The sequence below is a fragment of the Myceligenerans cantabricum genome, from assembly GCF_054777735.1.
Genome location: NZ_BAAHAJ010000004.1, coordinates 351,916 through 376,166, shown reverse-complemented (window position 1 = coordinate 376,166; position 24,251 = coordinate 351,916). Strand labels below are relative to the sequence as shown.

The following is a 24,251-nucleotide window of genomic DNA, read 5'->3' as shown; positions in this document are numbered from 1 at the left end:
GTGGCCCACGACGATCCGACGTCCGTGGAGGTACGTCGGAGCCGACGTCGTACCGCCACGGTGAGCGCGTATCGCGACGGTGAACGAACCATCGTCGCGATTCCGGCGCGCTTCTCGCGGGCCCAGGAACGGGAATGGGTGGCGAAGATGCTGGCCCGCCTCGAGGACAAGGAGCGACGTCGCAAACCGTCCGACGAGGAGCTCATGACCCGTGCGGAGTCCTTGTCGGAGCGGTATCTCGACGGACGCGCGAAGCCCTCCAGCGTCCGCTGGGCGTCGAACCAGGGCCGGCGCTGGGGCTCGTGCACGCTGCTGGACGGCTCGATCCGGATCTCGACCCGCGTGCAGGGCATGCCCGCCTGGGTGCTCGACTACGTCCTGCTGCACGAGCTGGCGCACCTGCTGCACGCCGGCCACGGCCCCACGTTCTGGAAGATCCTCGAGGCCTACCCCAGGACGGAGCGCGCCCGCGGCTTCCTGGAGGGAGCCTCCTACGCCCAGGACGACGCCGCGACCCCTACCTCGGACGAGGAAGACTGAGGGGAAGACCGGGACGGGCAGGACCGGGACGTGCAGGACCGGGACGAGCGGGACAGGGACGTGGAGGACCGCACGCCCCGGCGAGGTCCTGCCCGCCGCGCCCCCGGCAAGGTCCGGCAGGCCGCGGCAGCCCGGTGGACGGGCCCTGGTGGACCGGCCCCGGTGGATGAATCCGCCCGAAGATGCTGCGCGTTCGGTCGCCGAGGTCCACGATGTGTACAGCAGGCCGCCGCGCCCAGGCTGCGAGCCGCACCGGATCGTGGAGGACCGCATGACGCAACCCACACCGTCTGACCCGACGGCCGCGCTCACCGACGACGAGACCTGGGAGCTGCTGTCCGTGGTCCCGATCGGCCGCCTGGCGACCGCGGCGGCAGGGGACGTAGACATCTTCCCGGTCAACTACGCGGTGGCGAACCGGCAGATCTACATCCACACCACGCCGGGCAGCAAGCTGGTGGAGTCCGTGGTCAACCCGCGGGTGGCCTTCGAGGTGGACCAGTGGGGCGCGGACGTCGCCTACTCGGTGGTGGTCAAGGGCGTCGCGAAGCTCCTGGACACCGACGCCGAGCTGGCCGAGGCGGAGGCGACCGGGCTCGTCTCGTTCACCGGGACGAGCACGAAGACGGAGTGGCTGCGGATCACCCCGACGTCCGCGACGGGCCGCCGGTTCGCCCGGGTCACCGGCGACTGACCCCTACCCCTCGTCCGCGCCGAAGATCTCGCGCAGGGCGGCGTCGACGTCGGCGTGCTCCTCGGCCGCCGCCGCGCGCCGGGCCGGGTAGCCCGCCGGATCGTCCAGGTCCTCCGTGACCGGGAGCAGGTCCGGGTGGTCCCAGACACTGTCCCGGGCGGCCTGGCCGCCGTCGTCCATCAGGACCGTGAAGAGCCGGGCGGCGTCGCGGGAGCGGCGCGGCCGCAGCTCGAGGCCGACGAGCGTGGCGAACGTGTGCTCGGCGGGCCCGCCGGCCGCGCGCCGCCGGCGAATCATCTCGCGCAGCGGTACCGAGTGCGGCAGGTGGGGGAGCGCCGCGGCCGCCGCCACCTCGTCGACCCAGCCCTCGACCAGGGCGAGCGTCGTCTCCAGCCGCAGCAGCACGGCCTTCTGCTCGGCCGTGTTCTGCAGCCCGAAGACCCCGCCCGACAGCGCGCCGCGCAGGGCGTCGGGGTCGGACATGTCGATGTCGCGCACCTGGGACTCGAGCATGTCCAGATCGATCGTGATGCCGCGGGCGTACTGCTCCACGATGCCCAGCAGATGCCCGCGCAGCCACGTGACGTGGGTAAACAGGCGGGTGTGCGCGGCCTCGCGCAGCGCGACGAAGTGTCGTACCTCGTCGGCCGGGGCGTCGAGGCCCTCGGCGAACCTGTCGACGTTGGTGGGCAGGAGCACGGTGTGCGCGTCGTCGAGCAGCGGCAGACCGATGTCGGTGGCGCCGAAGACCTCGCGGGACAGCGTCCCGGCCGCCTGGCCCACCTGCATGCCGAACACCGCCGAGCCGAGCCGCCGCATCATCAGAGCGGGGTCCATCCCGAGACCGGCGAGCGCGCCGGCGGGCATGCCGGGCATCGCCACGCCGTCGTCCACCCCCTCCGGGAGCTGGTCGGCGAGCACGGTGGCGAGTGCCTCGGAGACCGACGCCGCGACCGGTGCGGCAAGCTTGTTCCACGCGGGCAGGGTCGCCTCGACCCACTCCGAGCGGGACCATGCGCGCGCCGTCCCGACCGACGGCGGGAGGTCGGTGACGGCGTCCAGCCAGAGCTCCGCGACGGACAGCGCGTCCGTGGCGGACCTGGCCTGACCGCCGGTGAGCGACGGGTCACCCTCGGAGACGGCGACCTGGCGGGCGACGTCGTGCGCGACGTCGGAGTTGACCGGGCCGGCGCCGGGCTCCGCCAGCATCCGCTGCACCTGGGAGAGCGCGAACTGCATCATCATCGGATCCTGCGCGCCGGCCATCGACGACGGGTCGAAGCCCCGTGCGCGCATCTCGGCGAGCACCTCGTCCGCCCCGTCACCGAGCATGGAACGGAGCATCTCCTCCCACGGCTGATCGCCCTGACTGGGGTTCTCGCTCATGCTGCTCCTCGTTCGTTCGGCGGGGCACCCGGGGGTACTCCTCGGGCCGTGCGTGGACGCCCTGACAGCCACCGTATCCACGTGGACTGAACTCTGGGGACCACAAGGCGGGTTCCCGACTTCGCTCTGGGCGCACAAGCGGCTGCCCCAGGAGCTCTCGCAGGGATCCTCCAGCCGGATGGGGGATGATGAGCCGGTGACGTCGAGCGACCTCGAGAACTCCATGCCGTCCGGCCGGGCCCACGCGTCCGACGACGGGCACGCGGCCTCCCCGGACGGCCGCGCCGCGGACGCGTACACCGACCTGCATGCCGGCGTCGAGCACCTCGACGCCCCGCCCGTCACGCGACGGACCCTCACGCTGGGCATCACGCTCCTGCTGACGGCCGTCCTCGCGGCCGTCGCGCTCGTCATGCCGGTGCCGTACGCGGTGCGTGCCCCCGGGCCCACCGAGAACACGCTCGGGGAGCAGGGCGACGCGCCGCTCATCGAGATCGAGGGCGCCGAGACGTACGAGTCGACGGGCGAGCTGCGGCTGACGACGGTCTCGGTCTCCGGCGGGCCCGGGTACCCCGTGGCGGCTGGGCAGGCGGTGCAGGCCTGGCTGGACCCGACCCGCTCGGTGGTGCCGGTCGAGGCGATCTTCCCCGAGGAGACCAGCGCCCAGGAGCAGCAGGAGGTGAGCCAGGCGGAGATGGTCACGTCGCAGGAGTCGGCCACCGCGGCGGCGCTCGCCGAGCTCGACCACCCGGTCCCGGCCAGGCTCGAGGTCGCGGGGGCCGAGCCCGGGACCGGGGCGGAGGGCGTGGTCGAGGAGGGGGACGTCGTCGTCTCGTTCCAGGGGGAGCAGGTCGCGACGTACGCGGAGCTGATCGACGGTCTCGCGGCGACGACGCCGGGGGACGATGTCGGCCTCGGCGTGCGGCGCGACGGCGAGACGGTCGACCTGACGATCACCACCACCGGCGTCGAGGGGGAGGACCGCGCGGTGATGGGGGTCTACATCGACCCGCACTACGACTTCCCGATCGACGTGTCGATCCAGATCGAGGACATCGGCGGCCCCAGCGCCGGGACGATGTTCGCGCTCGGCATCATCGACAAGCTCACGCCCGAGGACGAGGCGAGCGGCGAGCACATCGCCGGCACGGGGACGATGAGCCCGGAGGGGCTCGTCGGCCCGATCGGCGGCATCGAGCAGAAGCTGCACGGGGCGCTGCGCGACGGCGCCACCTGGTTCCTCGCGCCCGCGGGCAACTGCGCCGAGGTGGCGGGGAACGAGCCCGACGGGCTGCGCGTCGTGCGGGTCGAGACGCTGCGGGACGCGCGGGAGGCGATGGAGGCTATCGGGGCCGGGGAGGGCGGGACGCTGCCCACCTGCTCGGAGTCGTCCTAGATGTGGGAACCTTGTGACCGTCCTGCCCGTTGCCCCTGGGTAGATTGAAACGCCGACGAGAGCAGTGAGGTAACAACGCCGTGTCCTTCGCCGTACCGCGTCCCCGGCAGGGTGGCGCTCCCCCAGCTCGCCGACGGAGTCCCCTCGGGTTGGCGATCGTCGCGGTCGCCGTCGTCGTCGTCGCGCTCCTCCTGCTGGCCCAGTTCTGGACAGAGATCCTCTGGTTCCGCCAGATCGGCTTCTCCCGGGTGATCTGGACGGAGTGGATCACCCGCGGGCTGCTGTTCGTGGTGGGCTTCGTCGTGATGGCCGGCGCGGTGTTCGCGTCGTTCGCCTTCGCCTACCGCTCCCGTCCCATGTACGTGCCGAGTGCCGAGCAGGCCACGCTCGAGCAGTACCGTGAGGCGATCGAGCCGCTGCGCAAGGTGGTGACGTTCGCGGCCCCGGTGCTGGTCGGCTTCTTCGCCGGTGTGGCGACGTCGGCCCAGTGGCAGACGGTGCTGCTCGCCATGAACTCCGAGATGTTCGGCGAGGTCGATCCGCAGTTCCAGATGGACCTCTCGTTCTACGTGTTCCTGCTCCCGGCGCTGCGCAGCATCATCGGCTTCCTCATGGCCGTCGTCATCATCTCCGGCATCGCCGGCATCGTGACGCACTACCTGTACGGCGGGCTGCGGATCGGGCCGCCGCAGGGCAACCTGCCGCGCACCACGAACTCCGCGCGCATCCACGTCGCGGTGGTCGGCACGGTGCTGATGGTGCTGTTCGCCGCCAACTACTGGCTCGACCGCTACTCCATCCTGGCCAGCGCTGGCGAACGCTTCGACGGCGCCTCCTACTCCGACGTGCACGCGGTCATCCCCGCCAAGGGCATCCTCGCCGTCGTGGCGCTGCTGGTCGCGGTCCTGTTCCTGGCGGCCGCGTTCCGCGGCAACTGGCAGCTGCCGGCGATCGGCGTCGGGCTGATGGTGGTCTCCGCGATCGTGATCGGCGGGATCTACCCGGCGATCGTGCAGCGGTTCCAGGTCGCGCCGAACGCCCAGGAGCTCGAGCAGCCGTTCATCCAGCGCAACATCGACGCGACGCTCGAGGCATTCGACATCAAGGACGTCGAGACCCAGCCGTACGATGCGGCGACGGAGGCGCAGGAGGGCGGTCTGCGCTCGGACGCCGACACGACCGCGTCGATCCGTCTCCTCGACCCGGAGATCGTCTCGCCGTCGTTCCGCCAGCTGCAGCAGAACAAGCAGTACTACAACTTCAGCGACTCCCTCGCCGTCGACCGGTACGACATCGACGGGGAGAGCCGCGACACCGTCATCGCCGTGCGCGAGCTCAACCAGGACGGCCTGGGCAGCGACCAGCGCAACTGGGTGAACGACCACACCGTGTACACGCACGGCTACGGCGTGGTGGCCGCCTACGGCAACCAGCTGGGCCCGGGCGGCCAGCCGGCCTTCTTCGAGGGCGGCATCCCGTCGGAGGGCGCGATCACCGATCTCGAGGGCGAGTACGAGCCCCGGATCTACTTCTCGCCGTCGACCACCACCTACTCCGTGGTCGGCAAGCCCGCCGGCGACGAGCGGGAGCCCTGGGAGCTGGACTACCCGGCGGACGACGCCGAGAACGGCGGGGACCAGGTCAAGTCGACCTTCGACGGCGACGCCGGCCCGGACATCGGGTCGTTCGGGAGCAAGCTGCTCTACGCGCTGAAGTTCGGTGAGGAGCAGCTGTTGCTCTCCGACCGGGTGACGGAGGAGTCGCAGATCCTGTACGACCGCGACCCGCAGGAGCGCGTCGCCAAGGTCGCCCCGTGGCTGACCCTGGACAACCGGGTGTACCCGGCGGTCGTGGACGGGCGCGTGAAGTGGATCGTGGACGCCTACACGACGACGGACCAGTACCCGTACGCGGCCTTCAGCCAGATGCAGGAGGCCACGACGGACACGCTCACCCTGCAGCAGGACGGGGCGCCCGTGAACCTGCCCGCCGAGGTGAACTACATCCGCAACTCGGTCAAGGCCACCGTGGACGCCTACGACGGCTCGGTGGACCTGTACGCCTGGGATGCCGAGGACCCGGTGCTCCAGACCTGGGACAACGTGTTCCCCGGGTCGGTGCAGCCGATGGAGGAGATGTCGGGCGAGCTGATCAGCCACGTGCGCTACCCGGAGGACATGTTCAAGGTGCAGCGCACGCTGCTCACCGAGTACCACGTCACCGACGCGAGCGACTTCTTCTCCGGGAACGACTTCTGGAACAACCCGGAGGACCCGACGACCGACGCCACGGCGAGCCCGCTGCAGCCGCCGTACTACCTGACGCTGCAGATGCCGGGCCAGGAGGATCCGTCCTTCTCGCTGACGTCCACGTTCATCCCGGGCGGTAACACTCCACGGCAGGTGCTGACCGGCTTCCTCGCCGCGGAGGCCGACGCCGGGTCGGAGGCGGGCGAGAAGGCCGAGGACTACGGCACGCTCCGGCTGCTCGAGCTGCCGCGAGACACGACGGTGCCAGGCCCCGGCCAGGTGCAGAACATCTTCAACTCGGACCCGGTGGCCGGTGAGCAGCTGCGCATCCTGGAGCAGGGCCGTTCGACGGTGCTGCTCGGCAACCAGCTGACCCTGCCGGTGGGTGGCGGCCTCGTGTACGTGCAGCCGGTGTACATCCAGTCCGCCGAGGGCACGAGCATCCCGCTGCTGCACAAGGTGATGGTGGCGTTCGGTGACGAGGTCGGCTACGCCGACACCCTCACCGAGGCGCTCGACCAGGTGTTCGGGGGCGACTCCGGCGCCGAGGCGGGCGATGCCGACGGCGGGACCGAGGGCGAGGCGCCCGAGGCTCCGGTCGACGGCGAGGACGTCCCGGTCGAGGAGCCCGAGGATCCGGCCGCGACGGACGAGCCCGGTGAGGAGGAGCCCGGCGAGGAGCCCACCGAGCCCGCGGACGAGCCCACCGGCGACCTGGACGAGGCGCTGCAGCGCGCCTCCGACGCGCTGCAGGAGGCGCAGCAGGCTCAGCGGGACGGTGACTGGGCCGCCTATGGCGAGGCCCAGGACGAGCTCCAGCAGGCGATCGAGGACGCCGTCGCGGCGGAGCAGGCGAGCGGGGCGGAGTAGCGCACCGCCGCGTGGACGGGGCCGTCGTGCAGACGACCCCGTCCACGGTCCGTACCGACGTTCACACCCGGCGGGCGACGATCATCGAGTTGATGACGTCGCCCGCCGGGTGTCTCACACCCAGCACGTCGAACCCGGCCATGGCGTGCGGGTCGACCTCGGGGTAGAGCAGCGTGCGCAGCCCGCGGGCGCTACGGGCGAGCAGCAGTGCGCCCGGCCGCATCCGGTCGGCGAGCGATCGCAGCAGCGTGGTCTTCTCCTGCGTCGTCGTGCCGACGAGCGCCGCCAGCACCACGACCTCGTGCTCGCGCAGGGGGACCCGGGCGGCGTCGCCGTGCGCGACGACGGTCGCGGGCGAGCCCGTCGCCTCGACGAACCCGCGCGCCGCGCCGACGGCGGACCGGTCGTGGTCGACGCCGACCGTCCGGACGCCGAGCCCTGCCGCGTAGCCGGTGGCGGTGAGCGGTAGCGGCCCGCAGCCGAGGACGACGACGGAGCGGGGGGACCGGCCGGTCAGGTGACGGCGGAGCAGGGCGAGCTCCATGTCGACGAGCTCGCGGTAGTTGTCCTGGTAGGGAAAGCTCTGGAGCTCGGCGCGGGGGTCGGGCGCGGCGGTGATGCGCTCTGACCAGTGCACCTCCAGCGCGGACTCGCCGCGCGCGCTCAGGGCACGGAGACGCTCGGCCCGGGCCGTGACCGCGGCATGGGTGCCGACCTGGCGCGCGACCGTCTCGGGCGTGGTCGTGACGGTCCGGACCACCGCGGAGAAGAGCTGGTTCGTCTCCGGGCCGGGGGCGAGCGAGGACAGGCCGGCGAGCCGGTCGGTCAGGCGGGCGAGCCGTGTGGCGACGGCGTCGGCGGCGGCTGCGGTGCCGGCGGGGCCGCCGTGGTGGGTGGGGTCAGCGGCGTCGGCGGCGGGACCGGCGTCACCGGCGGGGGTGACGGGGCCGGCATCGAGGGTGCCGATGGAAGCAGAGTCGCCGGGAGGGACGGTCGCGTCGTTCGCCATGACATGGAGCCTCGCAGGTCGGAACGGTTCGAACACGTGTGACCTGCGTCTCCACGGCCGGATCAGGTTGCGTTCGCGGATGCCGTCGCGTAGTGTTCATATCACCGACGCGGGGTGGAGCAGTTCGGTAGCTCGCTGGGCTCATAACCCAGAGGTCGGAGGTTCAAATCCTCCCCCCGCTACCACAAGAAGGGCCCCTCACCTGGGGATTTGCCAGGTGAGGGGCCCTTCGTCCTGCCCTCGTGCACGGTGGGCGTGCGCGGCAGGGCACGCGTACCAGCCGGTTCCGCACCGTCGAGGACCTGAACCTGGGCGCCGTTTCGACGCCGACGGTGCGGCGACCGATGCCGGCATCGCGGCGCGTGAGCAGCTCGAGGTCGAGACCGACGAGCACTGTGCCGCTCTGTGGACGGCGACCGGTGACACCGACGCTCGTCGCCTCGCCTCGCTCATCCTGCCGATCCACGACGCGTTCACCGGGGCCCGCACATATCCGTTCCCCGTGGAGGTCGCCGATGCACGCCCCGACGGTCCGGAGACCGCCGGGTAACCCGCACCGGGGCGTGGAACTCGCTCCACGGGTTTACCTCAAGAATCTTGAGTGCCTCAAATATCTCAAGAGAGATCTTGCGATCCTCTTGAGGATCTTCGGCTGGGCGTTGAGTTCTGGGCTGCACGCTGGAAGCAGCCAGTCAGACACTCATGAAAGGCACCGCCATGGCGGAGAGAATGTGCTCCCGCGGACGGGTCGGGTGCCAAGGCGACGTCGAGGAAAATCCGGGTGACCACGTCGGCTCGCACGGCGTGGCAGTGATGGCCGAAGCCTCGACGAGCAATTCGACCGGAAGTCGCGTCGTAGTCCTGATCCCGGCGCACAACGAGTCAGAAGGGATCGCCGAGACCGTCACGGCGCTGAGCCGCCAGACTCGGCTGCCCGACGAGGTGCTGGTCGTCTCGGACAACTCGACTGACAACACCGTTGAGCTCGCCGAGCGTGCCGGCGCTCACGTCACCGAGACGGTCGGAAACAGCCACAAGAAAGCCGGTGCTCTCAACCAGGCCCTGTCCACGGTGCTTCCCCGGCTTCAGGAAGATGACTTCGTGCTGGTCCAGGACGCCGACAGCGTGCTGGACCCCGAGTTCATCGAGAGTGCGCTCTCGCACCTCGCTGCCGACGACAGGCTGGGGGCCGTCGGAGGTGTGTTCCGTGGGCAGGACGGCGGAGGCTTCGTCGGCCATCTGCAGCGCAACGAGTACGCGCGATACGCGCGGGACGTGCGTCGTCTCAAAGGAAAATGCCTGGTCGTCACCGGCACCGCGGCGGTGTTTCGCGCCTCGACGCTGCAGCACGTGCAGTCGGCGAGGCTGTCGCGTGAGATCCCGATCGGCGACGGGCACGGCGGTATCTACGACACGACGGTGCTGACGGAGGACAACGAGATCTCGTTCGCCTTGATGCACCTCGGGTACAAGATCTTGTCGCCCAAGAGCTGCACGCTGACGACCGAGGTGATGCCGACCTGGCGAGAGCTCTGGAACCAGCGCCTCCGCTGGAAGCGTGGCGCCATCGAGAACTGTGTGCAGTACGGCCTGACGCGCGTCACCGCGCCCTACTGGGCCCGGCAGCTGGTGACCATGCTGGGAGTCCTGGTGACCGCCACCTATCTGGCGACCATCGTCTGGTCTCTCGTGGCGTTCGGCTCACTCAACATCGAGCCGTTCTGGCTGGCGCTGACCGGAATTTTTGTCGTTGAGCGCGTCATCACTCTGCGAGACCGGGGACCGGTCAAACAGATGATCGCCTGCACGCTTTATGAGCTGCCGTTCGACGTCTTTCTTCAGGTCTGCCACGGAAAGGCATATCTGGACTCTGTGATGAACCGAGAGAGGAGATGGTGAAATGTATAACGGTGCAGCACTCAGCACGCTCGGAGGCGGGGGTGCGGCGGCTCTGGCCTCCACGGGCCCGGAGAACCTGCTGTGGCTCGGACTGGCGTCATTCGCGATGATCGCAGCCGGGGTGGCCGTGCGACGGATCATGCCTCGCAAGGAAGCGTGATCTCTGCGCGGCAGAAGGGTGCTTGCCATCGTTGTCACCGTGGCGGGCACCCTTCCGTGCGGCATCGTGGTGCCCCACACCTACGGGCCTGACCGCCGAGGAGCCGTTGGCCGTGGCCACCTCGGTGCCCGCAGGGCCCGGAAGGCACCGCACAGCCGCTGGCCTGTACGGCGGTGCGGCGGTGTCGTTGCTACGTTCGGCAGATGGAGGAGACCTGGGGTCGAGGAGTCGCGGTCATCGTCGAGGACGACGACGACATCCGTGCCCTCATCGAGATCACGCTGCGGCAGGCCGGGTTCACGGTTCATCCCGCGGCGACCGGCGCGCAGGGTGTGGCGCTGGTCAAGGCCCACGACCCCATCGTGACGACCGTCGACGTCTCCCTGCCCGACATCGATGGGTTCGAGGTCGTGCGGCGCCTGCGGACCTTCTCCGACACGATCGTCGTCATGCTCACCAGCCGGGTCGACGAGCCCGACACGCTCATGGGTCTGGAGACGGGTGCCGACGAGTACGTCACGAAGCCATTCCGGCCGCGGGAGCTCCGGGCGCGCGTCGACGCACTCCTGCGCCGCGCCGGTCGCGTCGCGGCATCGGCTCCGGAGCAGTTCGCCTCGTCCGAGCCCGGCGCTGCTGTCGGAGGCCTCGAGGTCGACACCGCACGCCGCACGGTCCGCCTGGCCGGCGAGCTCGTTCAGCTCACACGCACCGAGTTCGATCTCCTCGCTGCCCTCCACGGCGCACACGGCCGGACGGTGGCCAAGGGCGAGCTGGCGGCCCTGCTCTGGCCCGACCAGTACCGCTACGGAGGCCGGGTCGCGGAGGCGGACCACCGTACGGTCGAGGTGCATGTGGCCAACGTCCGGCGCAAGCTCGGCGACAGCCCCACGAGCCCGCGTTTCATCCACACGGTCCGAGGGCTGGGGTACAGGTTCGACGGCGCATGAGACGCGTCCGTCGCGGACGGCGCCGGCTGCCGTCCCGCGTGGCGACCGCCACCGCACCGCGGACACGCCCCTGAGCGTGCCCTCCAGACCTGCTGAATCGCGACTTATCCTCTTTGATGGGTGAATACCACTCGATTCGGCATCCAGGAGGGCTTTCGATGTACCAGGTCGGCACTACCTACCCCACCAGTCAGGATCTCCGCGACGCCGACCTGCCGCACCTCGCCATCGTCCTCGACGCCAGCGGGTACGCGATCCAGCGGGACACGGACGGCAACTGGTACGGCGTGGCCTCCGTCAAGGCGTCGGACCTTGCGGGGACCTACGTGCTCATCCATCTCCCCGCCGAACCGCTCCCGGCCGCGTACGGCTCGGTCGTGATCACCAACAGCGGCACTCCGTTCATGCGCCGCTGGGGCGCCGCGACCGATGAGCGCTTCCCGCCGGAACGCTGGATCGGGCCCGACGGCGTCACCGTGCACGACGCCGACCTGCGTGGCCTGGGCATCGCGCGCGCCTGGGACGCGGGAGGGACCAACGGCCTGGCGTCGGCCGACGAAGCGTCCGGGGAGTGGTCCCGTGCGGCGCCGTACAGCCCACGGCACGGCGGCGACGGGACCCGGTGAGGTCGTGGGGAACGCGGCGCGGCCCGCCGCGCCCGGGTTCGGGACCTGGTCAGACGCCTACCTTCCGGTCCGGACAGGGCGTCGCGACCGGCAGCGCTCGTGCGCGCCCGACCGAGCCTCGGAACCGGGTCAGCGCTCGTCGAGCCCGAGCACCCGGCGGGCGTTGCCCGCGTACAGGCCCGGCAGCAGGTGGGCGGGCAGCGCCGCCCCGGAGATCTGCCAGCGGCCCTGCGGCGGCACGTCCTCGCCCGGTGCGTAGTCGAAGCACTCGTCGTCCGTCTCCAGGAAGCGGAAGTGGACGTCGAGCTGCTCGCGGGTCAGGGGGAAGGCGTCCGTGCCGAAGAGCACCCGGTCGGGGAAGTCCTCCACGAGGCGCCGGAACCGCCGGGGCTGGCGGCCGAGCTCGCCGAGGCGTCCGGCGATGTCGACCACCAGGTGGGGCGCCGCGCGCAGCAGCCGCTCGACGTGGTCGAGGTCCTCGGCGACGCAGCCGACGTGCGCCCCGACGTACCGGGTGCCCGGCGTCGCCGCGAGCAGCCGCTCGAACGCGTCCAGCAGCCGCGCGAAGGACGGGTAGCGGTCCCGGTCGGCGAACGACCAGTCGGGCTGGCCGGCGAGCTCGTCGAACCGCTCGTTGTGCGCGTCCAGTGGGTCGAAGAACGCCTTCGGGTCGGCCACGTGGACGAGGGCGGGCAGCCCGAGCTCCCCGGCCAGGGCGAGCACGCCGACCACCCGCGGGTCGTCCGGCAGCACGAGCTCGCCGTCGGGACCCGTGACGGTGAGGCCGACGTTCTTCCACACCTTGAGGCCCCGTGCCCCGCGCGCGGCGTTGTCCCGTAGCTGCTCCTGGATCTCGTGCTCCCCGCCGGGACGGGCCAGGAGGGTCCAGTCCACCTGGCAGAAGGTGACGAAGCGGCCCGGATGAGCGCGGTCGTACCGGTCGAGGTTGGCCGTCAGCTCGTCGCCCCACAGGCCGTCGAGGTTGACCACGGCCTCGATCCCCGCGTCGTCCATCATCGCCAGCAGCGCCGGGACGTCAGGGGCGCACCAGCCGGTGGTGAGCCAGCGCCCGAGATGGTTGTGCACGTCGACGGCCGGCACCGCCGCGCGCGCGACCCGTGTGACGGGGACCGAGACCCGCGGCCGCGGCGCCCAGTCGACGAGCCGGAGGTCCGGCACCGTCGTAGGGGTGCGGTCGGTGGCTCCCAGGGGATCGGGAACGTGGCTCATTGACTGCCTCCTCGGCGACGGTCCAGGAAAGTGCTCGACGTGCGCGTGCCGTCCCTGGAGCATCGAGCATGGCTGAGCAGATTGCCGACTTGTTACGCGATTCAATCAATCAGAATGAGCGAATCCGCCAGTCCTGATGACTCTCGCGCAATGGGCGAGCACCATGGGCGTCAACGGAGCCCGGCCGACCGCCAGGGAGGCAGGAGGCGCCGTACATCGGCGCCCGGTCCTGGGCGTCCTGGACGACGACAGGAAGCCGCACGTGAGCATCAGCAGCACCACCGAGCGTGAGATCCGCAGCCAGCCCGAGGTGTGGGCCCGTGCCGTCGCCGCGGCGAGCGAGGGCGCGGCGGTGCTCGGCCGCCCGGGTGAGCGGGTCCTCGTGCTGGGCTGCGGCACCAGCGCGTTCGTCGCCGAGTCCCTGGCGGTCCTGCGGGAACGCGCCGGGCACGGCGAGACCGACGCCGCCTACGCCTCCGAGTGGACACCGACCCGGTCGTACGACCGGGTCGTCGTGATCAGCCGGTCCGGTACCACGAGCGAGGTGCTCGAGGCGCTCGCGGCCGTGCCGGCCGGCACGGTGCGGGCGGCGGTCGTGGGGGTCGCCGGCACCCCGGTGGCCGAGGCGGCCGACGAGACGCTCGTGCTCGACTTCGCGGACGAGGAGTCGGTGGTCCAGACGCGGTTCCCCACCTCCGTCCTGGTGCTGGCCCGTACCGGTCTCGGCGAGGACCTCACGCCCGTCCTGGCACAGGCCGCCGACGTGCTCACCGCACCGCTGCCCGTCGACCCGTCGCGGTTCGACCACTTCGTCTTCCTCGGCCGGTCCTGGAGCCACGGGCTGGCGCAGGAGGCGGCGCTCAAGATCCGCGAGGCCGCGCAGGCCTGGTCGGAGTCGTACCCGGCTCTCGACTTCCGCCACGGCCCGGTGGCCGTGGCGGGGGAGGCCAGCCTGGTGACGCTCTTCGGCGCCGCCGAGCCCGAGCTCGTCGCGGACGTCGAGCGCACGGGAGCGACCGTGCTGCACGAAGACCTCGACCCGCTGGTCCAGCTCGTGCAGGCCCAGCGCCTCGCCGTCGAGCTCGCCGCCCGGCGCGGGCTGGACCCCGACGCGCCCCGCCACCTCACCCGTTCGGTCGTGCTCGGCTGACCGACGGGCCGGCCGGCGGAGCCGACCGGTGCACTGACCGAAGAAGGACCGATGCACGACCCCCAGAGACCAGAGAAGTACGCAGGAGAGACGAGGAAGACCATGCTGCGTCACCACATCCGCACCGCCCGTGGCAGGAGCGCCGCCGGCGCCGCCGCCCTGTTCGCGACGACGGCCCTGCTCGCCTCGTGCGCGTCGGGGAACCAGGGCGCGACGACGCTCGACGAGGACGCCGACGTCACGCTGACCTGGTGGACGGGACAGGCCGACCAGGCCCAGACGATCCTCACCGGGCTCGCCGAGGAGTTCGAGGAGGAGCACCCCAACGTCACCATCGAGGTCTCGTCGGGGGCGCCGTCGACGGAGGACCTGCTCCAGAAGCTGTCGTCGTCGTTCGCCGGCGGCACCTACCCGGACATCTCGTACGCGTTCGGGTCGTGGGCGAGCGAGCTCGCCGACTCCGACCGCACGCTCGACATCACCGACCAGGTGGCCGAGCCCGACGTCGGCTGGGAGGAGTTCTCGGGGGCGGCCCGGGAGACGGCGCAGCCGACGGGTGAGGCGACCATCGGGTTCCCCGCCGTCGTCGACAACCTCTCCCTGATCTACAACAAGACGGTCTTCGACGAGGCCGGGGTGGAGCATCCCACCGCCGACTGGACCTGGGACGACTTCCGCACGGCGGCCGCGGACCTCGCCGACCCCGAGACCAGCACCTACGGGTACGGGTACTCGGTGTCCGGGTCCGAGGAGACGACCTGGCAGTTCTGGCCCCACCTGTGGCAGAACGGCGGCGAGATCCTCGACGACACCCAGACCGAGGCGACCTTCGACTCCGACGCCGGGGTGGAGGCGCTCACCCTGCTGCGCGACATGGCGGTCGAGGACGAGTCGGTGTACCTCGACCAGACCGACACCAAGTTCGGCCAGATCTTCGCGAGCGACCAGATCGGGATGATCACCTCGGGCCCGTGGTCGCTCTACGACCTCCAGGTCGCCGGCACGGACTACGGCGTCGTGCCGCTGCCCGGGACCGACGGGCAGCACACGACCATCTCCGGCGCGGACCTGTGGGTGCTCTTCGACCACCAGGACGCCAACCGCGAGTACTGGTCGTACGAGTTCACGAAGTGGCTCACCGACCCGGAGCAGGACGTGCGCTGGAACGTCGCGTACGGCAACCTGCCCTTGCGGGAGAGCGAGATCGACACGCCCGAGTTCCAGAAGCAGGTCGAGGAGATGCCCGGACTGGACGTCATGGCAGAGAACAGCGCGAACGCGACGGTCCCCCGTCCCACCGTGCCCGGCTACGTGAACCTCTCCGAGGCGATCGGCACCGCGATCTCCGAGGTGCTGCAGGGCCAGGGCGAGCCGGCCGACGCGCTGTCACGAGCCGCCGACGAGGCGACGGCCGCCCTGGCGGACAAGTGACGGCGACCGCCGTCCCGACCCGGCCACCCGCACCCGCACCGGTCCGGCGGCGCCCCGCGGCCCGCCGCGGCCGGGACGGGCTCACCGGCTGGGGGTTCGTAGCGCCGGCGACCCTCATCGTGCTCGGCCTGTCGATCTTCCCCGCGGTCTGGGCGTTCCTGCTCTCGCTGCAGGACTGGAACGGGTTCTCGGTCCCGGAGCAGGTCGGGCTCGACAACTACCGCGACATGGCCGCGGACCCGGACCTGGCCGCCGCCGCGGGGCACACCCTGCTGTACACGGCGCTGTTCGTGCCGGCCTCGGTGCTGCTCGGCCTCGGGCTGGCCGCGGCGCTGAACCGGCGCATCATCCTCGTCGGTCTGTACCGCACGCTGATCTTCCTGCCGTTCGTCGTGTCCGCCGCCGCGACGGGCATCCTCACCACCTACCTGTTCAACCCGCAGTTCGGGCTCGTCAACAACGTGCTGCGCGTGGTCGGGCTGCCGCAGCAGGGCTGGCTGGAGGACCCGCACCAGGCCATGGTGGTCATCGCGCTGATGTCGCTGTGGGGACAGGCGGCCTTCACCACGGTGATCTACCTCGCCGCCCTCCAGGACATTCCCGCCGAGCTCTCCGAGGCCGCCCTCGTCGACGGCGCGAACCGCTGGCAGTCCTTCTGGCACGTGACGTTTCCGCAGCTCGCGCCCGTGACGGTGTTCGTCACGATCTGGCAGACGATCCAGGCGATCCAGCTGTTCGACCTGGTGTACACGACCACGCGCGGCGGACCGCTGGGCGCCACGGAGACGATCGTCTACTACCTGTGGACCTCGGCCTTCAAGGAGCTCGAGTTCGGCTACGCGTCGGCGGTCGCCTACGGGCTGTTCGCCGTCACCCTCGCGATCACCGTCGGCGTGACGACCTACTCGCGCCGCAGCACGGTAGGTGGACTCTGATGACCTTGCTCGCCACTCCCGCCCGTCTGCTCCACGACGCGGACGGCCCGGTCCGGCCCGCCCGCCGGCGCCGGCCCCGTACCGGCTGGTGGCACGTCGTGCTCGTGCCCGTCGCGCTGCTGTTCGCCGTCCCGTTCGTGCAGATGTTCCTCACGTCGCTGACGCCGGAGTCGGAGATCAACCGGTTCCCGCCGCGGTTCGTCCCGTCCTCCCTGACCCTGGACGGGTACGCGAAGCTCTTCGGCGACACCGACATCCTGCTGTGGACGGGCAACACGATCCTCGTGAGCGCGGTCGCCGTCGTCTCCCACCTCGCCCTGTGCTCCCTCGCGGGCTACGGCTTCGCGCGGCTGAAGTTCCCGGGACGCAACGCCGGGTTCCTCCTGATCGTCGCGACGATCATGATCCCGACGCAGCTGCTCATGGTGCCGACCTACGTGATGTTCGCCCGCGTCGGGATCATCGACACGCTCGCGGCGGCCATGGTCCCGTGGCTGGCGTCGGTGTTCGGCATCTTCCTGATGCGCCAGTTCTTCCTGTCCCTGCCCGCCGAGCTCGAGGAGGCCGCCGTGCTCGACGGCTGCTCGCGGTTCGGGACGTTCTGGCGGATCGTCCTGCCGCTCGCCCGCCCGGCGCTCGCGACCCTGGCGATCTTCACGCTCCTGAGCTCGTGGAACGACCTGGTCTGGCCGCTGATCGCCATCAACGACCCGAGCGCGTTCACGCTCCAGCTCGGGATCACCAACTTCCAGGGCGCCCGGCGCACGGACTGGTCGCTGCTCATGGCGAGCAACGTCGTGGCGACGCTGCCGCTCATCCTCTTCTTCGTCTTCGCGCAGAAGCAGTTCATCGCCACCATGACGTTCACGGGGGTCAAGGGATGACCGCCACCGGGCTCCCGCCGTACGCACCGCTGCCCGTCGTGGTCGCGGGGGACGCGAACGTCGACCTCGTCCTGCGCGGCGACGTCGTGCCCCGTTTCGGCCAGGCCGAGCAGCTCGCCGACTCGGGCGACCTCGTGCTGGGCGGGTCGGCGGGCATCGCGGCGTCGGGCGTCGCGCGCCTGGGCGTCCCGACGTCGCTCGTGGCCCGGGTGGGCGCCGACACGTTCGGCACGTTCACGCTCGACGCGCTGCGCGCGAACGGGGTCGACGTCGGGAGCGTCGAGACGTCCGGCGACGAGCCCACCGGGCTCTCGGTGATCCTCTCGACCCCTCGCGACCGGGCGATCCTCACGGTGCCGGGCACCATCCCCACGCTCACCGGCTCGCGGGTCACCCGGGAGCTGGACGCCCGGGCCGCGCGCCCCGGCCTCCTGCACGTCGCGTCGTACTTCCTCCAGCCCGGCCTGGCCCGTGCCCTGCCCGGCGTGCTCGCGCGCGCGAGGGCCCAGGGCTGGACCACGAGCCTGGACACCAACTGGGACCCGGAGGAGGCCTGGGCCGGGATCGACGCGGTCCTGCCCCACCTGGACCTGCTCCTGCCCAACCGCAACGAGCTGCGCGCGATCGCGGGCGCCCTCGGCGAGCCGGAGGGCCCGGACGACGTCGTGCTCGCCACCCGGCTGGCCCGGCGCGGCCCGCGCGTGGTCGTCAAGGACGGGGCCGCCGGCGGCTGGTCGGTGGGCGCGGACGGCGACGTCGTGCGCGCGCCGGGCACCGCCGTCGACGTCGTCGACACGACGGGCGCGGGGGACAGCTTCGACGCGGGCTACCTGGCGGCCCTGGCGCACGGCGTCCGGGACGAGCAGGTGCGCGTGCGGTGGGCGACGGTCGCCGGCTCGCTGTCCACCGCGGGTTCCGGAGGGACCGGGCGGCAGGCCTCGCTCGGCGAGCTGGAGCGGGTGCTGGCCCGGTGATCTCGGCGATCGCGCTCAGCCCGGCGCTCGACGTCACGTACGTGGTCGACGAGCTCGCCGGGATCCAGCGCCCGCGCTCGGTCCACCGGGTGCCGGGCGGCAAGGCGCTCAACGCGGCCCGTGCCGCCGCCGCGCTCGGCGCGCGCGTCTCCGCCGTGGCGGTGCTCGGCGCGGGCATCGGGCAGGACGTCGCCGACGGCGCGCGGGCCGCCGGCGTCGACGTGCGCGTGGTGCCGGGCGAGCCCACCCGCAGCTGCGTCTCGGTCTTCGCGCACGACACCGGCGCCCTCACGGAGATCTACGAGCGGGCCGTGCCGCTCTCCCCGCGCACCGCCGACACCGTCCTCGACACCGCCGCCGGGCTCGCGGCCTCCCGGCCCGGGTGGTGGTTCGTCTCCGGCGGCCTGCCGGCCTCCGCGCCGGACGGCCTCCTGGCCGACGTCGTGCGGCGGCTGCACGACGTCGGCGTCCGGGTCGCCGTGGACAGCCACGGCGCGGCGCTGCGCGACGCGGTCGACGCCGGCCCCGACCTCGTGAAGGTCAACCGGGCGGAGGCGCAGGAGCTGGTCGGTGCGGAAGCCGGTGGCGCGCACGACGGCGGGCCCGGACGCGCTGCGTCCCCGCCGGAGCTGCTCGCCGCCGTGCACGCGCGGACCGGGGGACTGGTCGTCGTCACCGACGGCGCCGCCGGGGCGTGGGCGACCGACGGCGCCCGGGTGCTGCGGGCCCGCCTGGGCGACCGCACCGGAGGCTTCCCCGTGGGCAGCGGAGACTCCTTCCTGGGCGGCCTCCTCGTCGCGCTCGACCGCGGCGACGACCTCGCGGGCGCGCTGGCGCTCGCGACGGCGACGGGGACCGCCAACGCGCAGGTTCCCGGGGCGGCGGTGCTCGACCCGGAGCTGGCGTGGCGTCTCGTGCCGGAGGTCGACGTCCGCACCGCCTAGGTGTGCCGGCGACGGTCTCCGGCCGGTGTCGTGCGACGGGCGCGGGCCTGGCCGCGGTCCGACGCGCGGGCAGGCACCCGGTCAGTCCTCGACGACCTGCACGTCGACCCCTGCGGCCGCGATCGCCGCGAGGGCGTCCGGGTCGGCCGAGGAGTCGGTGACCAGCGTGTCGACCTCGGCGAGGTCGGCGACCTTCGCGAGGGTCACCCGGCCGACCTTCGAGCCGTCCGCCACGACCACCACCTGCTCGGCGTGCGCGAGCATCGCGTGGTTGGTGCGGGCCTCGGTCTCGTCGTGGGTGGTCGCGCCGCCGCGCACGCTGATGCCGTCCGTGCCGAGGAACGCGGTCCCCACGTTGATGGCGTTGAACGTGTTCTCGGCCAGCGCCCCGACGGCCTCGAACGAGCTGGACCGGACGAACCCGCCGGTCATGATCACCTTCAGGTTGCTCCGCGACGCCAGCTCCGTCGCCGTGGTCAGCGCGTTGGTGACGATCGCGAGGTCGGGGCGGGTCGCGAGCGCGCGCGCCACCGCGGCCGCCGTCGTGCCGCCGCTGATGGCGACCGAGTACCGCCCGGACGGCAGGAGGCCGGCCGCGTGCTCGGCGATGCGCAGCTTGGCCTCCCGGAACCGGTTGTCCCGCAGCAGCACGGGGACCTCCGTCGTCGGGTCGAGCGCGCGGACGCCGCCGTGCGTGCGCACCAGCAGGCCCTGGTCCTCCATGGCGGCCAGGTCGCGCCGCATCGTGGCCGACGACACGCCGAGCTCCCGGATGAGGTCGGTCAGGCGCGTCGTGCCGTGCTCGTTGACGAAGGTCAGGGTCCGCATCATGCGCTCGCTGCGCTTGTGCGAGATGGCGTGCGGTGCCGCCTCGGTGGTGCTCGCCATGCCGTTCCCTTCTCGAACCGCTCACTCATACTGATCGTTTGTCGCCAATTCTGATCGTATTCTTGCACATCTCGCGCGGCTCCACGGATGATCGGGCACATGGTCAGCATCGCGTTCATCGGCGCCGGGAGCGTCGTCTTCACCCGGCAGCTCGTCGCCGACATCCTGAGGTTCCCGGAGCTCGTGGACGCGCGCCTCGTGCTCCACGACATCTCCCCCGAACGGCTGGACGTCGCCGAGGCGACCGCACGCCAGGTGGACCGCCGGCTCGGCGGCCGGGCCACCGTCGTCGCGACCGCGGACCGCCGTGCCGCGCTCGACGGCGCGGACTTCGTCATCAACATGATCCAGGTCGGGGGCGTCGACGCGACGTTCGCCGACCTGGAGATCCCGGCGGCGCACGGCCTGCGCCAGACGATCGGCGACACGACCGGGGTGGGCGGGATCTTCCGCGCGCTGCGGACGTTCCCTGTGCTCACGGCGCTGGCCGCGGACATGCGCGAGGTGTGCCCCGACGCGTGGCTGCTGAACTACACCAACCCGATGGCGATGAACGTGTGGTGGCTGTCGGTCGTCGCGCCCGAGCTCAAGGTGGCAGGGCTCTGCCACAGCGTCTACTGGACCGCCCACGACCTGGCCGAGCTCGTGGGCGTCCCCGTGGGGGAGACGCGATTCCGCGCCGCCGGCGTCAACCACCAGGCCTGGCTGCTCGAGTGGGAGTACCGCGGGCAGGACCTGTACCCGGCGCTGCGCGACCGCATCGGGTCCGACCCCGGGCTCGAGCGCCGCGTGCGCGTGGAGATCTTCCGCCGCATCGGCTACTACCCCACGGAGACGAGCGAGCACTCGTCGGAGTACCTGTCGTGGTTCCTGCGCTCGGACGCTCAGGTCGAGCGCTACAGGCTGCAGCCGCTGGAGTACGTGGGCATCAGCCGCGAGAACCTCGCCGAGCTGGACCGGGCCAGGCAGACCCTGGCCGCGGGCGGCGAGCTCGAGCTGGAGGAGGGCGCGAGCGAGTACGCGCCGCAGATCATCCACTCGATCGTCACCGGGACGCGCCGCGAGGTGCACGTCAACGTCCCCAACCGCGGGCTGATCGACAACCTGGCGCAGGACGCCGTCGTCGAGGTCCCGGCCGCCGTGGACGGGTCGGGGGTCGCGCCGCTGCCGATGGGCGCGCTGCCCGTCCAGTGCGCCGCCGTCAACCAGGCGTACGTCTCGGTCGGCCGGCTGACCGTCGAGGCGGCCCGCACGGGGGACCCGCTCCTGGTCCGCCAGGCCGCCCTGATGGACCCGAACACCGCCTCCACGCTGACGCCCGAGGAGATCTGGGCCGTCTGCGACGAGCTCGCCGCAGCGCACGGCGACCTGCTGCCCGAGCCGCTGCGCGCCGGCGTCCCGGCTGGCACGCCATGACGCTCGCCGCGACGGGCGCGCTCGTCGCCGACGCCGTGAGCTCCGGGAGCGCCGTCCTCGCGTTCAACGCCATCACGCTGGAGCACGCGGAGGGCATCGCCCAGGGGCTCGAGGCGGCGGGGGCACCCGGGATCCTGCAGGTGAGCGAGAACGCCGTGCGCTTCCACGGCGGGCGGGCGGCACCCCTGGCCGCGGCGTGCCGCGAGGTGGCGGCGGCGTCCGGCGTCCCGGTCTCCGTGCACCTCGACCACGTGCAGGACCCCGGCCTGGCCCGGTCGGTCGTCGCGGAGGCCGGGCGGCTCGGCGTCTCGTCCCTCATGGTGGACGCCGCCCACCTGGAGTACGCGGACAACGTCGCGACGACGGCGGAGCTCGCCGGGGCGGGGCACCGCGCGTCGCTGTGGGTCGAGGCCGAGCTGGGCGCGATCGGCGGCAAGGACGGCGCGCACGCGCCGGGGGTGCGGACCGACCCGGACGAGGCGGCGTCGTTCGTCAGGGGCACCGGGGTCGACGGGCTCGCCGTCGCCGTCGGCAGCTCGCACGCGATGACGGCGGCGACCGCAGAGCTCGACCTCGACCTGGTCGCCCGGCTCGCGGAGCGCCTGCCGGTGCCGCTCGTGCTGCACGGCTCCTCGGGGGTGCCCGTCCCGGCGATCCGGGCCGCCGTCACGGCGGGGATCCGCAAGATCAACGTGGGGACCGCGCTCAACGTCGGGTACACGGACCAGGTGCGGCGGTACCTCGCCGCGGACGCGTCGGCCACCGACCCGCGCAAGTACCTCGCCCCGGCGCGGGACGCGGTGCGCGACGCCGTCGACCGGCTCACCACCGGGGTCCTGGGCGCCTGATCGCGGCCGCGGGAGACTTCCGTGACATTCAGGACACGACTGGCCCGTGGCGTCCGAGGACCGGTCCCAGGCGCTACGGTGAAGAGGCAGGGTCCCGACCCAGGAGGATGCCGTGGCGGACCATGCCCACGAGAGAGCCGAGCTGCTGCTCGACGCCCTGGCGAACCTCGGGCGCGGACTCGACCTCGAGACGGCCCTGAACCAGATCAGCGCGATCGCCGCGCGGCTGGTCGGCGCCCGGTACGTGGCGCTGGGCGTGCTGGGCGACGACGGTCGGATCGCCCGGTTCCTCACCGTCGGGCTCTCCGACGAGGAGGTGCACGCCATCGGCCCGTACCCGACCGGGCACGGGATCCTGGGCGAGCTCATCCGGCACCCGGTCCCGCTGCGGCTGCACGACCTCGCCGAGCACCCGGCCTCCGTGGGCTTCCCCGCCGACCACCCGCCCATGCGGACCTTCCTGGGCGCCCCGCTGCGGGTGCACGGTGCCCCTTTCGGCAACCTGTACCTCACGGAGAAGCGGGGCGGGGGCGACTTCACCGAGGAGGACCAGACGCTCCTGGAGGCGCTGGCGTCCGGCGCGAGCGTCGCGATCGAGAACGCGCACCTCTACGAGGAGTCGCGGCTGCGCGAGCGGTCGGCCCGGGCGAGCGACGAGATCTCCCGCCGGGTGCTCGCCGGCGACTCCCCGGACGAGGTGCTCGCCCTCGTCGGCGAGCACGCCATGCAGGTCACGGCCGCGAACATCGCGCTGATCGCCCTGCCCGAGCCCGAGTCCGGCCGCCTCGTGGTGCGGGCGGCGTCCGGCGTCGAGGCGAAGCGGCTGGTCGGCGTCATGCTGCCGCCCGGTGGTACGTTCTCCAGCGCCGTCTACGAGTCGGGCGCACCGATGCTCTCCCACGACGCCGCGGCCGACGAGCGTGCCCAGCTGTCCTTCGACCTGCGGCACGAGATCGGCCCGCTCGTGGTGCTCCCGCTGGGCGAGCCGGACAGCACCCGCGGGGTGCTCGCCGTCGGACGCTACGGGGGCAAGCCGGCGTTCGCGCCCGTGATCGTCGAGGTGCTGCAGGGGTTCGCCGCCCAGGCGGCCGTGGCACTGGAGCTGGCGGAGCACCGCGACGACGTGGAGCGGCTCGCCGTGCTGCGCGACCGGGAACGCATCGCCCGCGACCTGCACGACCTCGCCATCCAGCGGCTGTACGCGACCGGCCTGTCGCTGATGGCGTTCCAGCGCGGCCTCGACGGCGACCACGCGCAGCGGGTCGGTCAGGCCGTCGACGACATCGACGAGACGATCGCGCTGATCCGGACCACCGTGCACCGGCTGCAGCCCGGCGGGGCCGGCGCGCGCCGGGTGGGCCTGCGCTCGCGGGTCATCACCGAGGTGGACGCCGCCGCCGAGTCGCTCGGTCACGCACCGCGGCTGCGGTTCGACGGGCCCGTCGACACCGCCGTCCCGCCCGAGGCGGGCGATCATGTCGTCGCCGTGCTGCGCGAGGCGCTGTCGAACGTCGCGCGTCACGCGCGCTCGCGGACGGTCTCGGTCCGCCTGGCGGTGTCGGACGACGTCGTCCTCGCCGTGGTCGACGACGGAGTCGGCATCCCCGGCGACGTCCCGCGCAGCGGCCTGCACAATCTCGCGCAGCGGGCCGCCGACCTGGGCGGGACGCTCCGGGTCGAGCCAGGGACGGCGAGCGGCACCCACCTCGAGTGGCGGGTACCGCTGGCGGACCCGTAGCCGGGCCCGTCCCGTCCGTGGCCGAGGGCGCCCGGCC

The 24,251-nt window shown here is 72.2% G+C and carries 21 protein-coding genes and 1 tRNA gene; 18 read left to right on the top strand and 4 right to left on the bottom strand.

Annotated features, from left to right (window positions below):
* Positions 1-540 (top strand): SprT-like domain-containing protein, encoded by a 540-nt coding sequence (locus ACYU96_RS04100; RefSeq protein ID WP_460749298.1) that lies wholly within the window; start codon positions 1-3, stop codon positions 538-540.
* Positions 541-811: 271 nt separating this feature from the next.
* Complete coding sequence (locus ACYU96_RS04095; protein ID WP_460749297.1) at positions 812-1,234, top strand: pyridoxamine 5'-phosphate oxidase family protein; 423 nt, start codon at positions 812-814, stop codon at positions 1,232-1,234.
* A 3-nt stretch (positions 1,235-1,237) separates the two neighbouring features.
* Here ACYU96_RS04095 and ACYU96_RS04090 read toward each other — a convergent pair whose 3' ends face one another.
* On the bottom strand, positions 1,238-2,620 hold the full coding sequence (locus ACYU96_RS04090) for a zinc-dependent metalloprotease (RefSeq protein WP_460749295.1): 1,383 nt from the start codon (positions 2,618-2,620) through the stop codon (positions 1,238-1,240).
* A 196-nt stretch (positions 2,621-2,816) separates the two neighbouring features.
* On the opposite strand from ACYU96_RS04090, the gene ACYU96_RS04085 reads away from it, so the two are divergent.
* Together ACYU96_RS04085 and ACYU96_RS04080 are read left to right on the top strand one after the other, a co-directional pair.
* Entirely contained in the window at positions 2,817-4,016 is a 1,200-nt protein-coding gene (locus ACYU96_RS04085; protein ID WP_460749294.1) for a YlbL family protein, read from the top strand.
* A gap of 80 nt (positions 4,017-4,096) precedes the next feature.
* The gene (locus ACYU96_RS04080; protein ID WP_460749292.1) at positions 4,097-7,135 is read left to right on the top strand and encodes a UPF0182 family membrane protein; all 3,039 of its coding nucleotides are present in this window, start codon (positions 4,097-4,099) and stop codon (positions 7,133-7,135) included.
* Positions 7,136-7,196: 61 nt separating this feature from the next.
* Here the strand turns inward: ACYU96_RS04080 and ACYU96_RS04075 are convergent, their stop codons facing one another.
* Entirely contained in the window at positions 7,197-8,144 is a 948-nt protein-coding gene (locus tag ACYU96_RS04075; RefSeq protein ID WP_460749290.1) for a nicotianamine synthase family protein, read from the bottom strand.
* A 108-nt stretch (positions 8,145-8,252) separates the two neighbouring features.
* On the opposite strand from ACYU96_RS04075, the gene ACYU96_RS04070 reads away from it, so the two are divergent.
* From ACYU96_RS04070 to ACYU96_RS04050, 5 genes are all read left to right on the top strand, one after another.
* A tRNA-Met gene (locus tag ACYU96_RS04070) sits at positions 8,253-8,329 on the top strand.
* Between the two features lie 32 nt (positions 8,330-8,361).
* A complete protein-coding gene (locus ACYU96_RS04065; RefSeq protein WP_460749288.1) occupies positions 8,362-8,694 on the top strand; it encodes a helix-turn-helix domain-containing protein in 333 nt (110 codons plus the stop codon).
* 152 nt (positions 8,695-8,846) lie between these two features.
* The gene (locus ACYU96_RS04060; protein ID WP_460749286.1) at positions 8,847-10,043 is read left to right on the top strand and encodes a glycosyltransferase family 2 protein; all 1,197 of its coding nucleotides are present in this window, start codon (positions 8,847-8,849) and stop codon (positions 10,041-10,043) included.
* A gap of 363 nt (positions 10,044-10,406) precedes the next feature.
* Positions 10,407-11,150: a response regulator transcription factor gene (locus tag ACYU96_RS04055; RefSeq protein WP_460749284.1), complete on the top strand. Its 744-nt coding sequence runs from the start codon at positions 10,407-10,409 to the stop codon at positions 11,148-11,150.
* 158 nt (positions 11,151-11,308) lie between these two features.
* Positions 11,309-11,776 (top strand): hypothetical protein, encoded by a 468-nt coding sequence (locus ACYU96_RS04050; RefSeq protein ID WP_460749282.1) that lies wholly within the window; start codon positions 11,309-11,311, stop codon positions 11,774-11,776.
* 129 nt (positions 11,777-11,905) lie between these two features.
* Here ACYU96_RS04050 and ACYU96_RS04045 read toward each other — a convergent pair whose 3' ends face one another.
* On the bottom strand, positions 11,906-13,006 hold the full coding sequence (locus ACYU96_RS04045) for an amidohydrolase family protein (protein ID WP_460749280.1): 1,101 nt from the start codon (positions 13,004-13,006) through the stop codon (positions 11,906-11,908).
* A gap of 262 nt (positions 13,007-13,268) precedes the next feature.
* On the opposite strand from ACYU96_RS04045, the gene ACYU96_RS04040 reads away from it, so the two are divergent.
* The 6 genes from ACYU96_RS04040 to ACYU96_RS04015 all read left to right on the top strand — a co-directional run bounded on the left by ACYU96_RS04040 (position 13,269) and on the right by ACYU96_RS04015 (position 19,324).
* Positions 13,269-14,156: an SIS domain-containing protein gene (locus ACYU96_RS04040; RefSeq protein ID WP_460749278.1), complete on the top strand. Its 888-nt coding sequence runs from the start codon at positions 13,269-13,271 to the stop codon at positions 14,154-14,156.
* A gap of 102 nt (positions 14,157-14,258) precedes the next feature.
* Positions 14,259-15,587: an ABC transporter substrate-binding protein gene (locus ACYU96_RS04035; RefSeq protein WP_460749277.1), complete on the top strand. Its 1,329-nt coding sequence runs from the start codon at positions 14,259-14,261 to the stop codon at positions 15,585-15,587.
* A complete protein-coding gene (locus ACYU96_RS04030) occupies positions 15,584-16,522 on the top strand; it encodes a carbohydrate ABC transporter permease (protein WP_460749275.1) in 939 nt (312 codons plus the stop codon). The genes ACYU96_RS04035 and ACYU96_RS04030 overlap by 4 nt, the downstream gene beginning before the upstream one ends.
* Positions 16,522-17,406, top strand: coding sequence for a carbohydrate ABC transporter permease (locus tag ACYU96_RS04025; RefSeq protein ID WP_460749273.1), 885 nt, complete (start codon positions 16,522-16,524; stop codon positions 17,404-17,406). Before ACYU96_RS04030 ends, ACYU96_RS04025 begins: the two co-directional genes overlap by 1 nt.
* Positions 17,403-18,380, top strand: coding sequence for a carbohydrate kinase family protein (locus tag ACYU96_RS04020; protein WP_460749271.1), 978 nt, complete (start codon positions 17,403-17,405; stop codon positions 18,378-18,380). Before ACYU96_RS04025 ends, ACYU96_RS04020 begins: the two co-directional genes overlap by 4 nt.
* Positions 18,377-19,324 carry a 1-phosphofructokinase family hexose kinase gene (locus ACYU96_RS04015; protein WP_460749269.1) on the top strand — a complete coding sequence of 316 codons (948 nt, stop codon included), beginning with the start codon at positions 18,377-18,379 and terminating at the stop codon, positions 19,322-19,324. The genes ACYU96_RS04020 and ACYU96_RS04015 overlap by 4 nt, the downstream gene beginning before the upstream one ends.
* A gap of 81 nt (positions 19,325-19,405) precedes the next feature.
* On the opposite strand, the gene ACYU96_RS04010 is transcribed toward ACYU96_RS04015, so the two are convergent.
* Entirely contained in the window at positions 19,406-20,212 is an 807-nt protein-coding gene (locus tag ACYU96_RS04010) for a DeoR/GlpR family DNA-binding transcription regulator (RefSeq protein WP_460749267.1), read from the bottom strand.
* A gap of 99 nt (positions 20,213-20,311) precedes the next feature.
* Here ACYU96_RS04010 and melA point away from each other — a divergent pair, with 99 nt between their 5' ends.
* The 3 genes from melA to ACYU96_RS03995 all read left to right on the top strand — a co-directional run bounded on the left by melA (position 20,312) and on the right by ACYU96_RS03995 (position 24,214).
* On the top strand, positions 20,312-21,628 hold the full coding sequence (gene melA, locus ACYU96_RS04005; protein WP_460749265.1) for an alpha-galactosidase: 1,317 nt from the start codon (positions 20,312-20,314) through the stop codon (positions 21,626-21,628).
* Positions 21,625-22,476: a class II fructose-bisphosphate aldolase gene (locus tag ACYU96_RS04000; protein ID WP_460749264.1), complete on the top strand. Its 852-nt coding sequence runs from the start codon at positions 21,625-21,627 to the stop codon at positions 22,474-22,476. The genes melA and ACYU96_RS04000 overlap by 4 nt, the downstream gene beginning before the upstream one ends.
* Positions 22,477-22,588: 112 nt before the next feature.
* Positions 22,589-24,214 carry a sensor histidine kinase gene (locus tag ACYU96_RS03995; protein WP_460749262.1) on the top strand — a complete coding sequence of 542 codons (1,626 nt, stop codon included), beginning with the start codon at positions 22,589-22,591 and terminating at the stop codon, positions 24,212-24,214.
* The last annotated feature ends 37 nt before the right edge of the window (positions 24,215-24,251 follow it).